The 20,021-nt window shown below is 39.7% G+C and carries 17 protein-coding genes; 11 read left to right on the top strand and 6 right to left on the bottom strand.

Annotation, left to right across the window (positions count from 1 at the left end):
* Positions 1-279 precede the first annotated feature (279 nt).
* The 4 genes from gyrB to dnaA all read right to left on the bottom strand — a co-directional run bounded on the left by gyrB (position 280) and on the right by dnaA (position 6,547).
* Positions 280-2,748 (bottom strand): DNA topoisomerase (ATP-hydrolyzing) subunit B, encoded by a 2,469-nt coding sequence (gyrB, locus tag FTU91_RS09015; RefSeq protein ID WP_180081886.1) that lies wholly within the window; start codon positions 2,746-2,748, stop codon positions 280-282.
* A 54-nt stretch (positions 2,749-2,802) separates the two neighbouring features.
* Positions 2,803-3,885, bottom strand: coding sequence for a DNA replication/repair protein RecF (recF, locus tag FTU91_RS09010; RefSeq protein WP_180081884.1), 1,083 nt, complete (start codon positions 3,883-3,885; stop codon positions 2,803-2,805).
* 27 nt (positions 3,886-3,912) lie between these two features.
* Positions 3,913-5,058, bottom strand: coding sequence for a DNA polymerase III subunit beta (gene dnaN / locus FTU91_RS09005; RefSeq protein WP_180043243.1), 1,146 nt, complete (start codon positions 5,056-5,058; stop codon positions 3,913-3,915).
* 109 nt (positions 5,059-5,167) lie between these two features.
* The gene (dnaA, locus tag FTU91_RS09000; protein WP_086197589.1) at positions 5,168-6,547 is read right to left on the bottom strand and encodes a chromosomal replication initiator protein DnaA; all 1,380 of its coding nucleotides are present in this window, start codon (positions 6,545-6,547) and stop codon (positions 5,168-5,170) included.
* 661 nt (positions 6,548-7,208) lie between these two features.
* On the opposite strand from dnaA, the gene rpmH reads away from it, so the two are divergent.
* The 11 genes from rpmH to FTU91_RS08945 all read left to right on the top strand — a co-directional run bounded on the left by rpmH (position 7,209) and on the right by FTU91_RS08945 (position 17,996).
* The gene (gene rpmH, locus FTU91_RS08995; RefSeq protein WP_000831329.1) at positions 7,209-7,343 is read left to right on the top strand and encodes a 50S ribosomal protein L34; all 135 of its coding nucleotides are present in this window, start codon (positions 7,209-7,211) and stop codon (positions 7,341-7,343) included.
* Positions 7,344-7,373: 30 nt separating this feature from the next.
* Complete coding sequence (gene rnpA, locus FTU91_RS08990) at positions 7,374-7,763, top strand: ribonuclease P protein component (protein ID WP_086197590.1); 390 nt, start codon at positions 7,374-7,376, stop codon at positions 7,761-7,763.
* Between the two features lie 9 nt (positions 7,764-7,772).
* Complete coding sequence (yidD, locus tag FTU91_RS08985; protein ID WP_166171660.1) at positions 7,773-8,093, top strand: membrane protein insertion efficiency factor YidD; 321 nt, start codon at positions 7,773-7,775, stop codon at positions 8,091-8,093.
* A 5-nt stretch (positions 8,094-8,098) separates the two neighbouring features.
* Positions 8,099-9,853, top strand: coding sequence for a membrane protein insertase YidC (gene yidC / locus FTU91_RS08980; protein WP_180081882.1), 1,755 nt, complete (start codon positions 8,099-8,101; stop codon positions 9,851-9,853).
* A 99-nt stretch (positions 9,854-9,952) separates the two neighbouring features.
* Positions 9,953-11,308: a tRNA uridine-5-carboxymethylaminomethyl(34) synthesis GTPase MnmE gene (gene mnmE / locus FTU91_RS08975; protein ID WP_180081880.1), complete on the top strand. Its 1,356-nt coding sequence runs from the start codon at positions 9,953-9,955 to the stop codon at positions 11,306-11,308.
* Positions 11,309-11,513: 205 nt separating this feature from the next.
* Positions 11,514-12,740, top strand: coding sequence for a tyrosine-type recombinase/integrase (locus FTU91_RS08970; protein ID WP_180081878.1), 1,227 nt, complete (start codon positions 11,514-11,516; stop codon positions 12,738-12,740).
* 329 nt (positions 12,741-13,069) lie between these two features.
* A complete protein-coding gene (locus FTU91_RS08965) occupies positions 13,070-13,306 on the top strand; it encodes an AlpA family transcriptional regulator (RefSeq protein ID WP_180081876.1) in 237 nt (78 codons plus the stop codon).
* Positions 13,306-13,614 carry a CHC2 zinc finger domain-containing protein gene (locus FTU91_RS08960; RefSeq protein WP_180081874.1) on the top strand — a complete coding sequence of 103 codons (309 nt, stop codon included), beginning with the start codon at positions 13,306-13,308 and terminating at the stop codon, positions 13,612-13,614. The genes FTU91_RS08965 and FTU91_RS08960 overlap by 1 nt, the downstream gene beginning before the upstream one ends.
* Complete coding sequence (locus FTU91_RS08955; protein WP_180081872.1) at positions 13,611-16,100, top strand: DUF927 domain-containing protein; 2,490 nt, start codon at positions 13,611-13,613, stop codon at positions 16,098-16,100. The genes FTU91_RS08960 and FTU91_RS08955 overlap by 4 nt, the downstream gene beginning before the upstream one ends.
* Positions 16,101-16,348: 248 nt before the next feature.
* Positions 16,349-17,299 carry a hypothetical protein gene (locus tag FTU91_RS08950; protein ID WP_180081870.1) on the top strand — a complete coding sequence of 317 codons (951 nt, stop codon included), beginning with the start codon at positions 16,349-16,351 and terminating at the stop codon, positions 17,297-17,299.
* 7 nt (positions 17,300-17,306) lie between these two features.
* Positions 17,307-17,996, top strand: coding sequence for a hypothetical protein (locus FTU91_RS08945; RefSeq protein WP_257221702.1), 690 nt, complete (start codon positions 17,307-17,309; stop codon positions 17,994-17,996).
* A 443-nt stretch (positions 17,997-18,439) separates the two neighbouring features.
* Here FTU91_RS08945 and FTU91_RS08940 read toward each other — a convergent pair whose 3' ends face one another.
* Both FTU91_RS08940 and FTU91_RS08935 read right to left on the bottom strand, forming a co-directional pair.
* The gene (locus tag FTU91_RS08940; RefSeq protein ID WP_180081866.1) at positions 18,440-19,615 is read right to left on the bottom strand and encodes an MFS transporter; all 1,176 of its coding nucleotides are present in this window, start codon (positions 19,613-19,615) and stop codon (positions 18,440-18,442) included.
* Positions 19,616-19,731: 116 nt separating this feature from the next.
* Positions 19,732-19,998, bottom strand: a complete 267-nt coding sequence (locus FTU91_RS08935) for a metal/formaldehyde-sensitive transcriptional repressor (RefSeq protein WP_086197612.1) — start codon at positions 19,996-19,998, stop codon at positions 19,732-19,734.
* Positions 19,999-20,021 lie beyond the last annotated feature (23 nt).

Genomic DNA, 20,021 nt, shown 5'->3' with positions numbered 1-20,021 from the left:
TTCGCAAGAGATGCGATGGATGTCTGATTATTTGTAGTCATAAATTTTAGTCCCCACTTGTTTTTAAGTGGGGACTAAATTAAGGCTTATAGGATGAATTCATAAGGTGTGTTCAGCGGACGCTTACTGATGATTTCCTCTTTATTTGGAATCATCATGACAGAGGAATACGTCATTTTAATAAAAACAAAGATGGCTAAAAATTAATCGAATTAAAGTAAAAACAGCATAAAAAAGCATCCCGAAGGATGCTTTTTTACAATTTCACTCATCAATGCATCAAGCGTCAATATCCGCATTTAAGGCATTTTCCTCAATAAAGGCACGACGCGGTTCCACATCATCGCCCATCAAACAGGAGAACATGCGGTCTGCCTCAATGGCATCGTCAATGGTCACCTGCAGCATGTTACGGTTTTCAGGATCCATAGTCGTTTCCCACAGCTGTTCCGCATTCATCTCACCCAAACCTTTATAGCGCTGGATCATCATGCCGCGACGTGAGTCAGATAAAATGTGCTGCCAAACCTGATGGAAGGTCGACACCTGAATCTTGCGATCACCTTTCTGCAAATAAGCGCCTTCTTCAAGCAAGGTAAACCAGCTCTTCGAATTTTGCAGTAAACGCTTGTATTCACTTGAACCGAGCAATCCGGTATCCAGTAAATAATGATGCGGCAAGTTGTGCACATACACCGTTACACGTGGCCAATAATGCACTACTTTGCTACCGTCTGCATGTTCTTTTTCAAACACTTCAAGCGTGATTTCAGGACGTAAACTTGGTTGATACGCTTCAATAGCAGCACGCAACTGTTCAGACCACTGTTTCACATAGTCTTGATCATGACTATGGTCTAACTTGAACGCATCTAGGCCCAGTAAACCATCCAGCAAGCTTGCTGGATAACGTAGCGTTAAACGCTGCAAGCTCTTTTGTGAAGTCTGATAGTCAGCAATGACTTTTGCTAAAGACTCACCACGAATCGCAGGTGCATCGGCGCTGACATGCAGTTCCAACTCATCAATTGCGTTAGAAATCAGGTAAGTCTCAAGCGCATCATTATCTTTAATGTACTGCTCTTGCTTGCCTTTTTTCAGTTTATATAACGGTGGCTGTGCAATATAGATATAACCGCGTTCTACTAGTTCAGGCATTTGACGGAAGAAGAAGGTCAACAGTAGCGTACGGATGTGCGAACCATCAACGTCAGCATCGGTCATGATGATGATTTTGTGATAACGTAATTTGTCCGGGTTGTACTCTTCACGACCAATACCACAGCCCAACGCTGTAATCAGCGTACCGACTTCCTGACTCGAGATCATCTTGTCGAAACGTGCACGTTCTACGTTCAGGATTTTACCTTTCAGTGGCAGAATGGCTTGCATCTTACGGTTACGGCCCTGTTTGGCAGAACCACCCGCAGAGTCACCTTCGACCAGGTACAATTCAGACAATGCCGGATCTTTTTCCTGACAGTCCGCCAGTTTACCTGGCAAACCGGCAATATCCAGCGCACTCTTACGACGGGTCATTTCACGCGCTTTACGTGCAGCATCCCGCGCACGTGCAGCATCGATAATTTTTCCGGCAATCGATTTTGCTGCTTGCGGATTTTCCAGCAGGTATTCCGAAAATGACTTGTTCATCGCCTGCTCTACAGCAGGTTTCACTTCACTTGAAACCAGTTTTTCCTTGGTTTGTGAAGAGAATTTAGGATCAGGCACTTTTACCGAAACAATCGCGGTTAAACCTTCACGTGCATCATCACCCGATACAGCAACTTTCTCTTTTTTGAGCAAGTTTTCGCTTTCCATATAGCTGTTTAAGCCACGGGTTAAAGCAGCACGGAAACCAGCTAAATGTGTACCACCATCTTTTTGTGGAATGTTATTGGTAAAACAACGCACGTTTTCTTGATACGTGTCATTCCATTGCAAGGCAACTTCTACACCAATGCCATTGTCTGCTTGCACAGTAAAATGAAAGATATCATTCAGATGGGTTTTGCCCTGGTTGATATATTTTACGAATTCAGACAAACCACCTTCATAATCAAACACATGTTCTGCATTGATACGTTCATCACGTAGCACAATACGCACACCGGCATTCAGGAATGAAAGCTCACGCAAACGGCGCGCCAAAATATCAACATTGAAAATAGTTTGACTAAAGGTCTCGGCACTTGGCCAGAAACGAACAGTAGTCCCGGTTTTGTCGGTATCACCCACGACTTTGAGTGGATAGACAGGATCACCATGTTTATATTCTTGTTGGTGAATATGACCGGCTCTGTAAATGGTTAATTCCAGTTTGCTCGATAAGGCATTGACGACCGAAACACCTACACCATGCAAACCACCAGAAACTTTGTAGCTATTATCGTCAAACTTACCGCCGGCATGCAGAATAGTTAAAATCACTTCAGCTGCAGATACGCCTTCTTCAGGATGAATATCTGTCGGAATACCACGACCATTATCGGATACGCTGACTGACTCATCTTCATGGATGGTGACCAGGATTTCGTCACAGTGACCTGCCAAAGCTTCATCAATGGCGTTATCGACCACCTCAAACACCATGTGATGCAAGCCTGAGCCATCGTCTGTATCGCCAATATACATACCTGGACGCTTACGCACAGCATCGAGGCCACGTAATACCTTGATACTAGAGGAATCATAAGCTTTTTCATGGGTTGGTTCTGTTTGAGAAGCAGCTTGATCTTCTGAACTCATGGTTTCTCCCTAGTGAAATATAGGTCTATCCAAAGATGGGTAAAATTTAAAAAGTTATTGCACAACAACCTGAACTTGACCATTTTCAACTTTGAATAATTGATATGAAATAGACAAATCATGTAAATGTTTTTTGACCGATTCATGCTCTAAAGTGGTAATAAAAACTTGACTACCCAGCTGGCTTAATCGCTCAATTAATCGTCGTTGTGCAGTTAAATCTAATTCTGCTGTCAGATCATCTAATAATACCACAGTTTCCTTATTACAGGCATGTAGCATTGCAATCTGTGACAGTTTTAGAGCCATAATCAAGAGCTTTTTCTGACCGCGTGAAAGCACCACATCAGCATCGCCCAACGTTGTTTTTAAACGTAAATCGGCACGATGTGGACCGTATTCAGTATAACGGCGATCCACATCTTTCTGATGATGCACAGTCAGGTCATGCAGCAAGCCCTGTTCGGTATGAAAGCCAGGCATATATTCCAGTTCAACCGCAAGATTGGGTAGCAAGTGCTGCAAATCCTGCTCAAAATAAACTTTCCACTGCTCGACAATGCCGCTACGCTGCGAATTCAGCATTTCGCCATATTCAGCCAACATTTTGTTCCATGGTTCCAGATCATGCAAACCGAGATTTCTGCTCGATTTCAACAAGCTGTTACGTTGCTTTAAGGCACGTGCATAGTACTGCCAGGCATGATAAAAATCCGGTTCCACGTGGAACATCAGCCAATCCAGCAACTGCCGGCGCGGTTTGGCACCATAATCGATAATGTCGGTACTTTGCGGATCAATATGCTGTAAAGGCAGTATTTTGGCCAGTTGACCTTGGGTCGCGATATGATCGCCATTGACCTTAATCAGCTGTTCACCGGAGAGCAGCTTTTGCATGCCAATTTTTTCCGTTGCCGATTGTGCAAACACAATCGCATCGCTGGTTTCATTCTGAATATAATTTTTCGGGATATGGGTACGAAAAGAACGCCCGGTCGCCAGCAAATGAATGGCTTCCAAAATCGAGGTCTTACCTGAACCATTTTGCCCATAAAAGACATTAAACGGCTGCAACTCATGGAGTGCAACCGTCTTTAAGTTTCGAACACGTTCTATATTTAAACGCGTAATATGCATGGTTAAATCTGATTCAATATCGGTAAATTAAACACGCATTGGCATTACAACATAGGTCTGGTCCTGTTGTGCCGGATCATGCACCAATACCGACTGATTCGCTTCAGTCATGGTCATCGATACATCTTCACCATCTAACACACTCAGCACATCAAGCAGGTATTGGGCATTGAAAGACATTTCCATCGGTGCATCTGCATACTGAATGGCTAAATCTTCAATCGCTTCATCTTGCTCTGGGTTATTGGCACGCAGCTGCAAAGAATCGGCACCAAAATTCAGGAACACGCCACGTAATTTTTCATTACTGAGAATGGCCACACGTTGCAAGGATTGCTTGAATACATCATGCGCGATCAATACGTTTTTATCGCCACCACGTGGAATCACGCGACGGTAATCCGGGAATTTTCCATCAATCAGTTTAGTCGTGAAACGAACGGTAATATCGCCCTGCTCTTTATCACGACTCGGGGTACTAATGGTCACATTTAACAGTTCACGACCAATCAATAAAGACAATTGCTCATCTTCAATGCTAAGCAGACGCTGTAATTCTGCTACCGCTTTACGAGGCACAATCGCCTGAATCGGCTGAGTTGCAGTAGATTGTGCAACCGTTTCACACAGCGCTAAACGGTGACCATCAGTCGTTACAGCACGCAATTGATTTTGGTCAATTTCAAGTAAGGTACCAGTTAAATAGAAACGGACATCCTGCACAGCCATTGCAAAAGCCGTTTTTTCAAACAGTCGTTTTAACTCGCGCTGAGTCACGGTCACTTGCGTACCTTGGGCATTTTCAGTACTTAACAATGGATAATCTTCAGCTGGCAAAGTACCCAGTACAAAGCGGCTATTCCCTGATTTTAAAATACAGCGATCTTCAGTAATTTGCAGGTCAATCAATGCCGCGGCAGGCAAGGATTTACAGATATCCATCAGTTTACGTGCAGGTACAGTGGTTTCACCTGCCTGCAAGCAAGCCCCTTCAGCCAGTGTGGTACTGGCCACCAGTTCCACTTCCAGATCGGAACCGGTAATGGTCAAGGATTCATTGTTTACTTGAATTTTTACGTTAGACAGAATGTTTAAAGTATGGCGACGTTCAACCGCTCCTACGACATGTGACAGAACATTAAGTAAGCTTTCTTTCGCGATTTTCAAACGCACGGTACATTCCTCTAACAACTGAAGATGAAAATAAATAAATGTGTTTTTTAGCAGTGTACTATGCGGCAGAATATGCCGCATTGCAAGAATAGAATTTGATCAAATCAGATCAGCTTTGCAACAGCCGTTGCAGGTTTTTATAGTCTTCATTAAAGATCGGATCTTGTTCACGCAGACTGATGACTTTTTCACAGGCATGCATCACGGTACTGTGGTCACGACCACCAAAGGCCATGCCAATTTCGGGGAAACTGTCCCCGGTCAGTTCACGTGCCAAGCCCATGGCCAGCTGACGTGGACGGGCATAAATCCGGGTACGTTTGGGACCGACAATTTCCTTTAAAGGAATACGGAAATATTCACTCACCACCCGCTGGATATTTTCAGTACTGATGGTACGGGCACGAATGGCCAGCACATCTTTTAACGATTCACGTACCACATCCAGATCGATCGGTGTGCCTTTAAAACGGGAAATCGCCACCACTTTGTTCAGCGCACCTTCCAGCTCACGAACATTGGCTACCACTTGCTGGGCAATAAACAGGGCACAGTTACGCGGCAACTCCACCCCACTGCTTTCGGCTTTTTTCAACAAAATTTCAATTCGGGTTTCAATATCCGGTGGTTCCACCCCGACCGATAAGCCCCAGGAAAAACGTGAAACCAGACGTGCATCCAGTTCAGTCAATTCTTTGGGATAACGGTCGGAAGTCAGGATAATCTGTTTTGATTCATCCAATAGCGCGTTAAAGGTATAAAAAAACTCCACCAGACTGGCTTCTTTACCGGCCAGCAAATGAATATCATCCACCAACAACAGATCAAGCGAGCGGCAATTCTTTTTAAACTCTTCCACTTTGCCTTGCTGTAAAGAGCTGACAAAATCTTGTACAAAACTCTCGGCCGTCATATACATCACCCGTGCATTGGGTTTGGCCTGTAACAGGGCATTACCGACAGCTTGCATGAGATGGGTTTTACCCAAACCGGTCGGTCCGTATAAAAATAGCGGGTTATGCTGTGAAGCCCCCAACTGGGTTAACACTTTACGGCAGGTTTCAGCTGCCATCTGGTTGGAACGGCCTTCAACGAATAGTGAAAAAGTAAATAAGGGATTGAGTAAACGTTTACGGCTGTTTTTACTGCCCGTTTCATCTTTTTCTTTTTTCGGTTTGGAAACAACTGCCGGAACAGATTGCAATGCAGCCGTGGTGGTTGCTGGCTGTTCATTGGCTGACAAGATTGCACCCGGACGTGAATCCACCAGAATCTCGACTTTACGTACCCGACCTTCGGACATCTGTTCGGCCAAAATCGTAATCAGCTCCAGATGATGTTCCTGAATATAGCGGGTCCAATACGGATTGGGTGCATAGAGTCTTAAAGTATCGTTCAGCTCTTCAGCAACCAGAGGGCGAATCCACATGGTAAAGACATTTCCCGAAAGCTCTTGTCGCAAACGAGTTAGACAGTCTGTCCAAAGCATGTGAAACCCCTATTCATTCCATTGTTAGTAAAAAAATCATGCGAGCCCGACCGAGCGGGTCGCCATTCTATCGAAGTTATCCACATCTGTCATGGCAAAATTCAGGAAATATCATTCAAAAAAGCAAATTTCCGATTAAATTTAAATTTAAATCACAATGTGGATAAGTTTATCCGCAAGCTGTGGATAAAATATAACATAAAGTTATCCACAGTTTAATAAAATTATAAAAACATAGATATCCACAATTTAAATTTATGTTTATTAAAAATAAAATAGCCTTTTCCACAGAAAAACACCGCCCTAATAGTAATAAATTTAAATTTATAAATTTGAATTTAGTTATAAGAACGCCATTCTTTGGGGATAACTCGGAAAAATTATAAATTTAAATTCATTTCACAACACAATCATTTTATTCATAATAAATTGTGGATAAGATTGTGAATATTTCTGTTTATAACTTACGTTGTTTTATTAATCAATAATTTATACTGTGTATAAAATAGATACAACTTTTAATTATCTAAATGCATGTTCAACATATCAATCTTCTAAAAACCAGTTTATTTTGAAAGAAAGTTTGTTTTTGATTGACAGCTCATTGAATGAACACTAAAATCGCGAACCTTCATAGAAAGATCATTTTTGGAGTTTCAATATGAAACGTACATTCCAACCATCAGAATTAAAGCGTAAGCGTGTTCATGGTTTCCGTGCTCGTATGGCTACTAAAGCTGGTCGTCAAGTATTAGCTCGCCGTCGTGCAAAAGGTCGTCATAGCTTAACTGTTTAATCTGTTAACGCTATTACGATTTTGGGTGTTATGACACTTTATGGCTTCAGCACAGATGTACGCATACACTGTGCTGCCGATTATAAAAGTGTGTTTGATGGTGCGCTTTTTAAAGTGCATCAACCCCATTTCTTATTTCTTGCTAAAAATTCCGAGCAGCCGAAAAGCCGTTTGGGTATTGTTGTTGCCAAGAAAAAAGTGCGTCGCGCACATGAAAGAAATAGAGTAAAGCGTCTTGCTCGTGAAAGTTTTCGCCTGCATCAGCAGCAATTAGATTTATTAGATATTGTGGTCATGCCTAAAATGGGTATTGAAGCAATCCCTAATGCGGAATTGCAGCAGCAATTACAATTTGCTTGGCAGAAATTGCAACGCCTTGCCAAAAAGCATAAAAAGATAGCTCCCTCCCCACAAAAGTAGAGAAGGCCAATGGTACGTTTACTGCATTGGTTGATTCGATTCTATCAGATCGCGATTAGTCCTTTATTGGGACCCCGCTGTCGTTATATTCCCACATGTTCTCAATATTCTTTGGAAGCAGTCCATTGTTATGGTGCTGTGCGTGGTGTGTGGTTAGCTACTAAGCGTATTTGTCGTTGTCATCCTTGGGGGGGCTCGGGATATGATCCGGTTCCGCCAAAGGCAATTCGTTTTATTTCATTTCAGCAAATAGATTCTCAAACGCTTCACGTTGTTGTACCCTTTCGTGATCGTTTATTGAACCGAAATCACTCTAACTACTTGGGATAATAGATATGCAACAATGGGCCAGGTTTGCAATTCTAGGGGCCATGTTTGTCGTCGCATATTTGCTTATTTTGGCTTGGCAAAAGGATTATGGTCATGCAGAAACTAAACCGCAGCAACAAACTGCCGTCGTTTCACATGAAGTATCTGCAGATTTGCCAAATGGTCAAACCGCTGCTACTGCGTCTGACATGCCTCAAGCGAATATTGCGACTCAGCAAACTACAACAGATGCCACTGCACCTGTAAGTCAACAGCTTATTTCAGTACAAACTGACCTTTATCATCTTTGGATTAATCCTAAAGGGGGTGACATTGTTCGTATTGAATTATTGAACCACGATAAAGACAAAGACAGTAATGCGCCGTTCGTGATGCTGGAAAGCGATGCACAACGGACTTATGTTGCTCAGTCTGGATTGATTGGTTTAAATGGACCAGACAGTAACCGCAATGGTCGTCCTGTATATGAGATTGAAAAAGGATCTTATACACTGGCAGATGCCAAAGCGGAAAAGAACAAAGATGGTCAAGCGGTTAAGGTTTTATCGGTACCGATGGTCTACAAAACTGCTGACGGTGTAGAGATCATTAAGACTTTTACCTTCAAGCAAGGTGAATATCCGGTTATGGTCAGCCACAAAGTGGTCAACCGTAGTGGCCAGAACTGGCAAGGCCAGATGTTTGGTCAGATCAAACGTGACAATTCGGATGACCCGGGTAAATCTTCCCAAGGTATTTTCACACTCGGCACATTCCTAGGTGGTGCGTGGGGAACGCCAGATGAACATTATAACAAGCTGAAATTTGCCAACTTCAACGATGAAAAGTTGAATGTTGAAGCCAAAGGTGGCTGGGTTGCTGTAGTGCAGCATTATTTTGTCAGTGCCTGGATTCCGGGTGATCTTAAACTGACTCAAGCCAATGGTCAGCCTTATAGTGCCAAACTGGAATCTCGCCAATCTACCGATAATATGAACATTATTGGTTTTACTTCACCGACCATGAATGTACCTGCAGGTACTACGGCGGAAGTGGATGCGACATTCTATTCAGGTCCTAAAGTACAGTCTGAATTAAAAGACTTGGCTGTCGGCTTGAATCAAACTGTCGATTATGGCTGGTTATGGCCAATTGCCAAATTATTGTTCTTGGGCCTTCAATTCTTCCATAACATTGTCGGCAACTGGGGCTGGTCAATTATCCTGTTGACCGTATTGGTCAAACTGATTCTTTGGCCATTGTCGTCCAAGAGCTACCGCTCTATGGCGAAAATGCGTGTGATTGCACCTGAAATGCAACGCATGAAAGAAGAATTCGGTGAAGACCGTATGCGCTTCTCGCAAGAAATGATGGCGCTGTATAAACGTGAACAGATCAATCCATTATCGGGTTGCTTGCCATTGCTGTTACAAATGCCGATTTTCTTGGCCTTGTACTGGGTATTGATGGAATCAGTAGAACTGCGTCATGCACCTTGGTTGGCTTGGATTCAAGATTTATCTGCAATGGATCCGTGGTTTATCCTGCCGTTACTGATGGGTGCGACCATGTTTATTCAGCAGTCTTTAAATCCGCAACCGGCTGATCCGATGCAGGCAAAAGTCTTCAAGATCATGCCGATTGTCTTCACCGTATTTATGTTGTTCTTCCCTGCGGGCTTGGTGTTGTACTGGATTGTCAACAACAGTATTACCATCTTGCAGCAAAGCCTGATCAACAAAGGTGTGGCGAAAGAACGCGAAAAACGCGACGTGGTTTAAGTAACGACTGATTGCGAATAGCTGAATAAATCCGCTTAAGATGGTAATCTTAGGCGGATTTTTCTTTGGCTGTGATTTGGGATTTTTTAGGTGAATTTTATGCAAAACCTTACTACGATTGCTGCAATTGCAACTCCGCCTGGGCGCGGTGGCGTGGGGGTAATTCGTCTGTCGGGTCCAAAATCTTATGCCATTGCTGAAGCTTTAACCCGAAACGCTTTGCCTAAGGCCCGTTTCGCCGGTTTCCGTCAGTTTTATGATGCATCTGGTGAAGTCATGGATGAAGGCCTGGCCATTTGCTTCCCTAACCCACACTCGTTTACTGGTGAAGATGTGGTGGAGTTACAGGGGCATGGGGGCCCAGTGATTCAAAATGCCCTACTTGGTCGTTTACTTGAATTGGGCGCGATTGCGGCTAAAGCGGGTGAATTTTCCATGCGTGCCTTTGAAAATGGCAAGCTGGATCTGGTTCAAGCCGAAGCGATTGCCGATTTGATTGATGCTACGTCACAAGCCGCCGCCCGTTCAGCAGTTCGTTCTTTACAAGGGGCGTTTTCGACCCGAGTGAACACTGTTTTAGAAAAATTGATTCACCTGCGTTTACATGTGGAAGCTGCCATTGATTTCCCTGAAGAAGAAATCGATTTTTTGGCTGATGGTAAAATTTTGGCTTTGCTTGAAGATGTGCAAAGTTCAGTGACTGCGGTACAAAAGTCTGCACGCCAAGGTCAGTTATTGCGTGAAGGTTTACAGGTGGTGATTGCCGGTAAACCGAATGCAGGTAAATCTTCCTTATTAAATACCTTGGCCGGAAATGAACGTGCCATTGTGACCGATATTGCCGGTACAACCCGTGATGTGTTGCATGAAAAAATCACCTTGAATGGCTTGCCAATTACGCTGACCGATACCGCTGGTTTACGTGAAACCGGTGATGTGGTGGAAAAAGAAGGTATTCGCCGTGCGATTAAAGAAATTGAACAAGCCGATTTGTTGCTACTGGTCTATGACTTAAGCCAAGGGGAAGATCCGCTGCAATTGGCACAAAACTATTTTGCCGAACATTTGGAACCACGCCGTTTAATACTGATCGCCAACAAGTGTGATTTAACCGGTGCAACTGCTGCAATTGGTGATTATCAAGGTTTCCGTCATATTACCGTTTCTGCCAAGCAGGAAACCGGGGTGCAGTCGCTCATAGATGTGATTACAGCGCATGCAGGCTTCCAGCCGGAAGAAGATACCTTTATTGCCCGTACCCGCCATTTAGACGCAATGAAGCGCACTCAGCACTATCTGGCAGAAGCGCGTGAACAACTGGTGGTGTTCCATGCCGGTGAACTGGTGGCGGAGTCATTGCGACTTGCCCAGAATGCCTTGGGTGAAATTACCGGGGACTTCAGTGCAGATGACTTATTAGGCAAGATCTTTGGGTCGTTCTGTATCGGAAAGTAATTTCAATTTAAGCCCATATTCCAGTAAGTTCTAATAAGTTCCAGTGAGAATTAAATAGCATTAAGTTATAATAACTTAGTGCTTTTTTTATACTTTTTTATTGTTCCAATATGTTCTATGCGTTCATCTAGTGCTATGATTTTTTTAGTCACCTTATAGTTACGTGACAATAAAACCTTATTTTTATGCCTGAGTGACTAAAGTAATGCCAAAGATAAACGGCCTATCTTTCTCTACTGATAGAGAGATTCAAAACCTGAAACCACAGGACAAGCGATATTCAGTTAAAGACAAGCTAAATAATGGGCTGTTTATTGAGGTGAAGGAATCAGGCGTTAAGTCATGGCACTATCGTTATTCACTTAATGGCAAGCAAGAAAGACTTGTTATAGGCCGTTATCCTGACTTGTCATTGAAGGATGCTAGACAGGTTCGAGATGAGTCAGCTTCAATGGTTGCTAAAGGGATATCTCCCAAAAAAGAAAAAAATGATAAAAAAATAGGTAACAGTAACAGCATACGATTCAAAGATTATGGTGAGCGTTATTTGAATGAAGTGATTAGTAAAGATAGAAAAAGCACTTACAATATGATGCTGTGTTTAAAAAATGATATTTACCCATTAATTGGTGAATTACCATTGAAGTTGGTAACTGTTGATGAAGTTAGAAAAGTAATATGGCGTAAAAAAGATCAAGGTTATGATGCCGCTGCCAATCAGGTACGAGGTTTGTTAAAGAGGATGCTTGATTACGCGGTAACATTAGGAATGATTCAATTTAATCCCGTGTTGTCGATACCGACTCGGCATGTTTGTAAAGCTAAACCCCGAGACCGATTTCTAACGGAAGCAGAGATTAAAGATTTTTATACTGCTGTTTTTACTTCAAGAATTTATAAGGCCCGGAAATATGGTCTTTTATTATCATTGCTGACCCTTGTGAGGAAATCAGAATTATTAAAAGCGAAATGGGAACACGTCGATTTTGTGAATAAAACTTGGCTAATACCTGAGACTAAGGGGGATGGTAATTCAGGTCATTCTCGCGAAATGATTGTGTATATGTCTGACCAAACCATTTCAATATTAAATGCATTAAAAGTTATTGCTGGCAATGAACCTTATGTATTTGTTGGGCGGAAATCAGGTACACATATCAGTCACAATGCATTTAATACAGCACAAAAAAATGTTTTGAAACTTACAACTTTACCGCCATTTACTATTCATGATCTACGTCGAACAGCTAGTACTCATTTACATGAGCAAGGTTTTAACACTGATGTGATTGAAGCTAGTTTGAACCATACGATCAAAGGTGTCAGAGGTGTTTATAATAAAGCATCTTATAAAAAACAACGTATTGATATGCTTCAAAAGTGGAGTGATTACATTTACGATCTTATCGGTAGCATACCTTTGATTAAATAATTTTATTGATATTAGTTTTATTGATTTTTTTATTTTTAAAATTGATGTATGTACACGATAGTTGAAAAAAGTATTTGCAATTTAAAATTTATACCTTAAATTAGCCTCATTGATTTTTATTAAATCAATATGGCAGCAGCCTTACAAGTTGCTGAATTGAATGACAAATTTTTTGTCTTTAATGCTCGTACCTTATTTTGTCAACGTCAAAATTGACTGTTGAATTTATTTTAAAGCCCACAGGGCATATGCAACCTTATAAAAGTTGGTTGAAATTTAAAACGTAAAAATTTGTCTGAAACCCCTTATATTAATATCAAGGTAATCAGATGAATAATATTCTTCTAAGTAGCACTGAAAAAACACGTTTAATTCGCCGTAAAGAAGTACAAATCAAGACTGGTTTAGGTGCTTCCTCAATTTATGCCCTGATGAAACAGAGCAAATTCCCCTACCCCATACATTTATCGATACGTCGAGTTGCTTGGATTGAGTCTGAAGTAGATTCATGGATCGAAGATCGTATTGCCAAAAATAACGATTTAAAAATATGGGGGGATAAATAATGTCCTATCCAAATCATAAAAATCAAAAATATAAATTTAGACTGAACAAAGATCTGCTCCCAAGAGTGCCTGTGTATTTATCTGAGCATGGTTTTGATCATGACAGATCGAAAACTTGGTCGATGATACTCTGCCCTTTTCATGATGATACAAATCCGAGTTTGAGTATTAATTTGAACCTTGGTTGTTTTAATTGTTTTGCATGTGGAACCAAAGGTGGTGACTTAATTGCATTTCATATGAAATTTAAAAAATTAAGTTTTATTGAAGCATGCAAAGAATTAGGCGCTTGGGAGAAATGCGAATGAAAAATACACAATTAATGCATGAGCGCGCTGAACTTTTTGCACGATCAATAGTGGCGAACCAGAAGGGTTTTAATTTTGAGACTATTTTTGAATATACTGATGAAAATGGTGATGTGATTTATTGGAAGTTGCGGGCTAAAAATCCAGTAAGTGGCGAAAAGTTTATACGATCATTCTCAGAAAAAGATGGCGGATTTGTTTTAAAAGAACCTGATTTTAATATGGTTTTTTCACAAGGTAAGGGAAAAAAACCATTATATGCTTTATCTAGGATTTCAACCGCAAAAGATCAGCCGATATATGTTGTTGAAGGTGAACAAAAAGCTGATTATTTAAACAAACTTGGTTTATATGCAACTACCACTGGTGGTTGCCAAAGTGTCACTAAAACAGACTTGAGTCCGTTATTTGGTCGTTCAATTATTGTGTGGCCTGATAATGATGAACCAGGATTAAAATTTTTAGATGCTTTGAATGAAGCTGTTTGTGAAAAAAATACGTTGGTTTCTGTAATTAAATTGGATGATCTCAATTTAGAAGCTAAAGATGACATCATGGATTGGGTCGCTAACCGTGGGGTGATTGGATTAGATACGTCAATCAGCGATGTCCAGAATCTTTCTACAGTTCCGTATAAGTTGATTGATTTTAAACAGATTGAAAAAGCTGATGTAGTTGAACCGCACAAGCAAAGTAAGTTTTTAGCCGCACCTATGCCCCACAATAATGGTCAGTTTGAGATTACAACAGATGGTATACATTATTTAAGAATGCGTGATGGTGAATTGGATCAATTTTGGTTATCTACCCCTGTTTTAATTTTAGCTAAAACACGAGATGAGACCTCAAATGATTGGGGAAGATTGCTTAAATGGGTCGATGATGCAAATGTGGAACATACGTGGGCTTTACCTATGGAAACGCTACAAACAGATGGCTCAGATATGCGTAAAGCCCTTGCACAGATGGGGGTAACGCTTTCTACTGCCAGAGCAGCTCGTGAATTATTTCAAACGTACATAGCCAACTACCCAGTTGATAAATTTGCAATATGTGTCAACAAAGTTGGATGGCATGATCAGCAATATATTTTGCCAAGTAAAGTTGTTGGTAATAGTAATAATGGTGAACTCATCGTTTATCAGTCTACTCACAGCATCATGGATAAATATGTGCAAAAAGGTTCATTAAATGAATGGCAGGATAATGTATCTAAATATGCTGAAAACCATGATTTTTTAGTTTTAGCTGTTTCTAGTGCCTTTACTGGTCAATTATTGGAACCTTTAGGTCGTCATGGAGCCGGTATACATTTTAAAGGTAAGTCATCTAAGGGTAAAAGTACTGCCGTGTTTCTAGCTTGTTCTGTATGGGGTAATCCTGAATCGTATTATCACACTTGGCGCAATACAAGTAATGCCTTGGAACAAACAGCATTTACTCATAATGATGGTTTACTTGTATTGGATGAAATTGGTGAAATTCCGAATCCAAAAGATTTGGGTAATATTGTTTACATGCTGATCAATGGCTCAGGTAAAGGTCGGATGACAAAAAGTTTGACTGTACGTGAGACAGCTCGATGGCGACTTGTATTTCTTTCTAGCGGTGAAAAAACACTGTCTGAACTGATGAGTGAAGCTGGTCAACAAGCGAAGCTAGGGCAGGAAATTCGATTAATTAATATTGACATAGATCAGTCTGAACACGGTATTTTTGATCAAATTAATTTTTCAGAAAATGCAGCTCAACAAGCACTGCTGATGAATAGTAATATCAAAAAATATTATGGAGTGGCTGGGGCGACTTGGTTACAGTATTTGACTTCAGATAAAGTTAAAGCAACAGAAATGGCAAATAATTTACTTGATGAATATGCCCAGGTGCTAATTGGACAGCATAAACAAGGTCATATTATTCGTGTTGCAAACTATTTTGCTTTGGTTGCTGTCAGTGGTGAAATGGCAACAATTTCAGGTATTACAGGTATTACAGGATGGAAATCAGGTACAGCAATTAGATCAGTTAAGAATATTTTTAATCATTGGCTTAGCAATTTTGAACAAGTTGGTGATTATGAAGATGAGGAAATTTTGAATCAGGTTCGTACTTTTTTTACACTTCATGGTAGTAGTCGATTTGAGTTTATTAATACTGAATTTAGCGAGCAGACTAAAATATTTAATCGGATGGGGTTTGTTAAAGTAGAGTCAGACGAACGTCAGTTTTACGTTTATCCTGAAAATTTTAAACAAGAAATATGTAAGTCGCTCAATCCAAAAGTAGTTGCAAAAGTATTGAAAAAATATGGCTGGATTGATACGGATGGTAAGTTGATGACTAAAGTAAAACGTTTACCTGAGTCAGATAAAGTTGCCCGTTTCTATGTTTTTAATGCCAATGTGATGATGAACTTTGATATTGAAGCTAAAAGTGGAATTAAACAAAGTAACAGCAGTAACTTCAGTAACATATTTGAAAAATAAAGGTTTATTTAGTAACACATGATATGACCTAATCGTAACAAGTAACATTTTGTTACTTGTTACGATTTTATTTTAACTAAAGTTACATTTAAATTAGTTAAAAATCATATACTTAACGTTGTTACAGTGTTTCAATTTAGTAGGATATATTGTTGAGTTTAAATATAAAGAAAATTATTATTTGATAATCGTGGGGATTGTAGATATTTTATTCATATAAGCTATTGCTATTAATGGGAATTTTTAGTTTGAGTAATATTGAATTATTTGTAGAGAGAGAATTAGGGAAGAAAGTACTTTCAAAGTTAAAAAAAATTCATATTGGGGGAACTAATAATACAAAAGGAAGGGATTATGAAAACTTCTTTCAATTGTATAGAGCATTTGAATTAGCTTCACAAGATATCGATCATCAAAAACATTTGTTGAGCTGTCAAGAGTTGGCTTTTATTGATGATATTTGCCATTGGGATTTAGAAAATTCGATAAAACATAATTTTCAAGCCAAAAATTCTTCTGGTTCGGCTGCTGATTGGAGTAGCGAAATAACAACTAGATGTAAAAGACAAACAATTTTAGATAAGAAATTTCATAATATTACTGAATCTCGAAATTATTTGTTGGTATCATGTGAAAAGAAACAAAATAATAATTTAAACAAGATACCTGTAAGATTAAGAAAATTAAATACATGTATTTTCTTTCCTTATTGTAAAACTTTAGTGGAGCTTTTAGATCAGACGAAATTAAAAACATATATTGCTAGTTTGATTGAAACTGAAGATACTTCACAAGTTGATTACGCTGCAAAGTTAATTTTAGGGGTTTTGCAAGGGACAAATGCGCAAGATATTAAAAGTATATTTGAACAAGCTTGTTCAAATGCATCGCCAAATCCATTTGTAAAGTTTAGAAATGTACCTGCTATTCATCAGGAAATACCTGATTGGATTAAACAAATTGTAACAACATCTTCTCATGGCCTCACTTATAGATTACAATCTAATAGGATATATTTATACGCAGCATCAGGCTTTGAAGTCTCTGCTTCGTTAGATTTAATCTTACAAGTTTCTGAGTCAGAAATTCAGAAAATAACTAATACTAAAGATTTAGCGATGCTATTTATGTCTATAACCAGTCGTGAGTTAGTTGATATAGATTCATCTCTAGATTCTTCTCCTTCAGGAGGAGCTTAGAATGGGCATGAACAAACGTACTTACAGCAGTATTGCTAATAATTTAGCAAAAGATCATTTGCAAGGTTTATTGGATTCAAAAAACAATCCAAGAGACTATCGTGTGCATATGGAAGAGTTAGGTAAGTTATTGGCTGAATCTTTAGTGTCAGAATTAGGAAAATCAAACAAGTGTTTGGTAATTTCAACTGCTGAAGATGCGGATTTTTTACAAGCTGGTGTAAAGTCAGTACTAAATAAAAATCAGATTTCCACAAAATTAGCAGTTTTTTGGAATAATCATTATCAATTACCATCTAAAGATAGTGTTGCTCCTATTGTTCATAAATTCATAGAACCAGGATTCGAACAAACTGATAATGTAATTATTGTTAAGTCAGTAATGTCTGGTAGTTGTGTTGTGCGTACAAATTTAATTGCTATGTTGAATCAAATTAAAAATGCAAAGCAAATTTTTATTGTATCGCCTGTTGTTCACAAAAACTCAGAAAAGTCTTTAATTAAAGAGTTTCCATCTGATATTTCATCAAAGTTTCATTTTGTGTATTTTGCAAAGGATTCACAAAAAGATTCAAATAGTGGTGAAGTAATTCCAGGAATTGGTGGGCAAGTCTATGAGTTACTCGGTTTGGTAAATCAGCCTGCTTTAACAAGTTATATGCCTAAGACAGTAGAGCGACTTGCTTTCAATTTTTAAATTTTTTTAAAAAAGGCTTCTTTAATTGAAGCCTTTTTTAATATAAAAATTTAAATTTAGTCACGTATTAGGCACAATCATATTTTAAAAATTTTAATTTATTGATATTTAATAATTATATTTAATTTATTACATTCTGTATCGGAAAGTAATTTCAATTTACCTTTATATTTCAGTAAATTCTAATAAGTTATAGTGTTAACTTAAAAGCATTAAGTTTTAATGGCTTAGTGCTTTTTTATGTCATTGACTGCTTCAGTGTATGCTCAAAATCCATCTGATGGCATGATATTTTATTCGGTTATTAATCACCAGATATAAGAAAAGTTGAATTAGAATTTGAGCATTTCCATTCTGTCGATGAGGAATAAAATGGATTCAATATTATTGAGAATGAGCGTATAACCTAAACTTCTGGGCAAGATCATTAAAGCTGAGGATGATTATTTATCATTTATTTTTTTATGCCAAATTAACAAAAACAGACACAGTAAACAGAACGCAGCACAAAAACTGAGTACGCTTGCGGTTAAACCAAAATGATCGGCAAGATAACCCACTGCAAGAATGGGTAAAATGGTGCCTAAATAGGCTACAAATAAATAAGTCGACATGACTGCAGCCCGGTTGTGCAGGTTGGTCATGGCATGAATTAAACCAAATGCCCCGATCAGCGCTAATCCATGCCCAACGCCAACCATTACATCACTGATAAAAAACAGAAAGCTCCAGTGTAGATAGATACATAAACCCAGGATCAATAAACTGAACAACAGCGTATACAGCCCATAATTCAGGCATTTTCTTGCAGGAATCGATCTGGAAAAATACTGTACCATGGCAGAAATTAGCAAAATACAGGTAATGGCTAATCCACTGACCAAAGGACCATGCCAGGGAATGATGAACTGTACAAATGAGGGAGAAAGTGAAGCGAATAGGCTAAACGCTGCAAAGGCACAAAAGGCAGTCAAACCGGTAATATAAAATTCAACATGAAATTGTGCTTCAGGACGTTCTAAATGCGGTGCAATCGAGAATGCCTGTGCGCTAAATTCAGGCTGTGGCAGACGTAACAAACCTACGAAGCACAACATTGCCCCAACAATGATAGGAATATACGGGGTAAATAGCGGTGTAGCAGAAAACTGGGCAATCAGTCCACCGACCAATGGGCCTAAACCAAAACCAACTGCGGTAATTACTGAACTGAGCTGGGGTGCATGGCTTTTATGTGATTCAGGAATGCTCCACATCAGACCAATCAATGCTGATGTAGTCATCAATCCCGAGGCAATTCCGATAATAAAACGTCCCAAAGACAGCCATAGCAGATTATTCGCAAACATGGACAGTAGAAGCCCAAGTGTGATGATGACCAAACCAAGTTCTAAGGTTTTTAAAAAGCCAATGCTGTTACTGGTACGGCCTAAAAACAGGAGCGTGGCTAAACAGCCCAACATATAGGTGACAAAAATATAGGTGATATGACTCGGCAACAGATGCCAAAGTTGCTGATAGATGGGATATAAAGGGCTGGCCAGTGCCGTCCCCATCGTTCCAATACAAAGAGCCAGGCTCACCATCAAAAACGGGCGCCAGGATTGTTGATTTGTCATAGAGTGTCGCAAAAATATTTGCCACAGCGTTCAAAATGGCAAATAGGGGGGGAGAAAAGGAGAATTTAGCGTACTGGTTATCGATCTATAGCGTCAATGGATAAAATGTAAGAAGTTTAGCTATAACGCTTTAATAATTTAAGAAATTCTTCCAGTTCTGTTTCATTAATTGCTGTCTGTTCTCCAATCACGTGATGACGCAAATGTGCTTCAATAAGCTCATTTATCAGACCATTCACCGCACCTTTAATCGCGGCAGCCTGCTGCAATATTTGAATACATGAAGCATCAGGTGTATTTAAAGCCAGATCCACTGCATTAATCTGACCTTGTAAACGTTTGACCCGATTCTGAATTTTCTTGTCCTGATATAAATGACCCAACATTATTCTCCAAAAATAAATAT

Origin of the sequence: Acinetobacter sp. YH12201 (assembly GCF_013418145.1) — a bacterium.
Lineage (GTDB): Bacteria > Pseudomonadota > Gammaproteobacteria > Pseudomonadales > Moraxellaceae > Acinetobacter.
Note: the sequence above shows the minus strand (reverse complement) of the source record. Positions and strands in the feature narration are given on the sequence as shown.

Excerpts from the sequence above, each read along its gene's own strand:
- gyrB (WP_180081886.1), bottom strand. The coding sequence starts at position 2,748 with ATGAGTTCAGAAGATCAAGCTGCTTCTCAAACAGAACCAACCCATGAA.
- recF (WP_180081884.1), bottom strand. The coding sequence starts at position 3,885 with ATGCATATTACGCGTTTAAATATAGAACGTGTTCGAAACTTAAAGACG.
- dnaA (WP_086197589.1), bottom strand. The coding sequence starts at position 6,547 with ATGCTTTGGACAGACTGTCTAACTCGTTTGCGACAAGAGCTTTCGGGA.
- rpmH (WP_000831329.1), top strand. The coding sequence starts at position 7,209 with ATGAAACGTACATTCCAACCATCAGAATTAAAGCGTAAGCGTGTTCAT.
- rnpA (WP_086197590.1), top strand. The coding sequence starts at position 7,374 with ATGACACTTTATGGCTTCAGCACAGATGTACGCATACACTGTGCTGCC.
- yidD (WP_166171660.1), top strand. The coding sequence starts at position 7,773 with ATGGTACGTTTACTGCATTGGTTGATTCGATTCTATCAGATCGCGATT.
- yidC (WP_180081882.1), top strand. The coding sequence starts at position 8,099 with ATGCAACAATGGGCCAGGTTTGCAATTCTAGGGGCCATGTTTGTCGTC.
- mnmE (WP_180081880.1), top strand. The coding sequence starts at position 9,953 with ATGCAAAACCTTACTACGATTGCTGCAATTGCAACTCCGCCTGGGCGC.
- FTU91_RS08970 (WP_180081878.1), top strand. The coding sequence starts at position 11,514 with ATGCCAAAGATAAACGGCCTATCTTTCTCTACTGATAGAGAGATTCAA.
- FTU91_RS08965 (WP_180081876.1), top strand. The coding sequence starts at position 13,070 with ATGAATAATATTCTTCTAAGTAGCACTGAAAAAACACGTTTAATTCGC.
- FTU91_RS08960 (WP_180081874.1), top strand. The coding sequence starts at position 13,306 with ATGTCCTATCCAAATCATAAAAATCAAAAATATAAATTTAGACTGAAC.
- FTU91_RS08955 (WP_180081872.1), top strand. The coding sequence starts at position 13,611 with ATGAAAAATACACAATTAATGCATGAGCGCGCTGAACTTTTTGCACGA.
- FTU91_RS08945 (WP_257221702.1), top strand. The coding sequence starts at position 17,307 with ATGAACAAACGTACTTACAGCAGTATTGCTAATAATTTAGCAAAAGAT.
- FTU91_RS08940 (WP_180081866.1), bottom strand. The coding sequence starts at position 19,615 with ATGACAAATCAACAATCCTGGCGCCCGTTTTTGATGGTGAGCCTGGCT.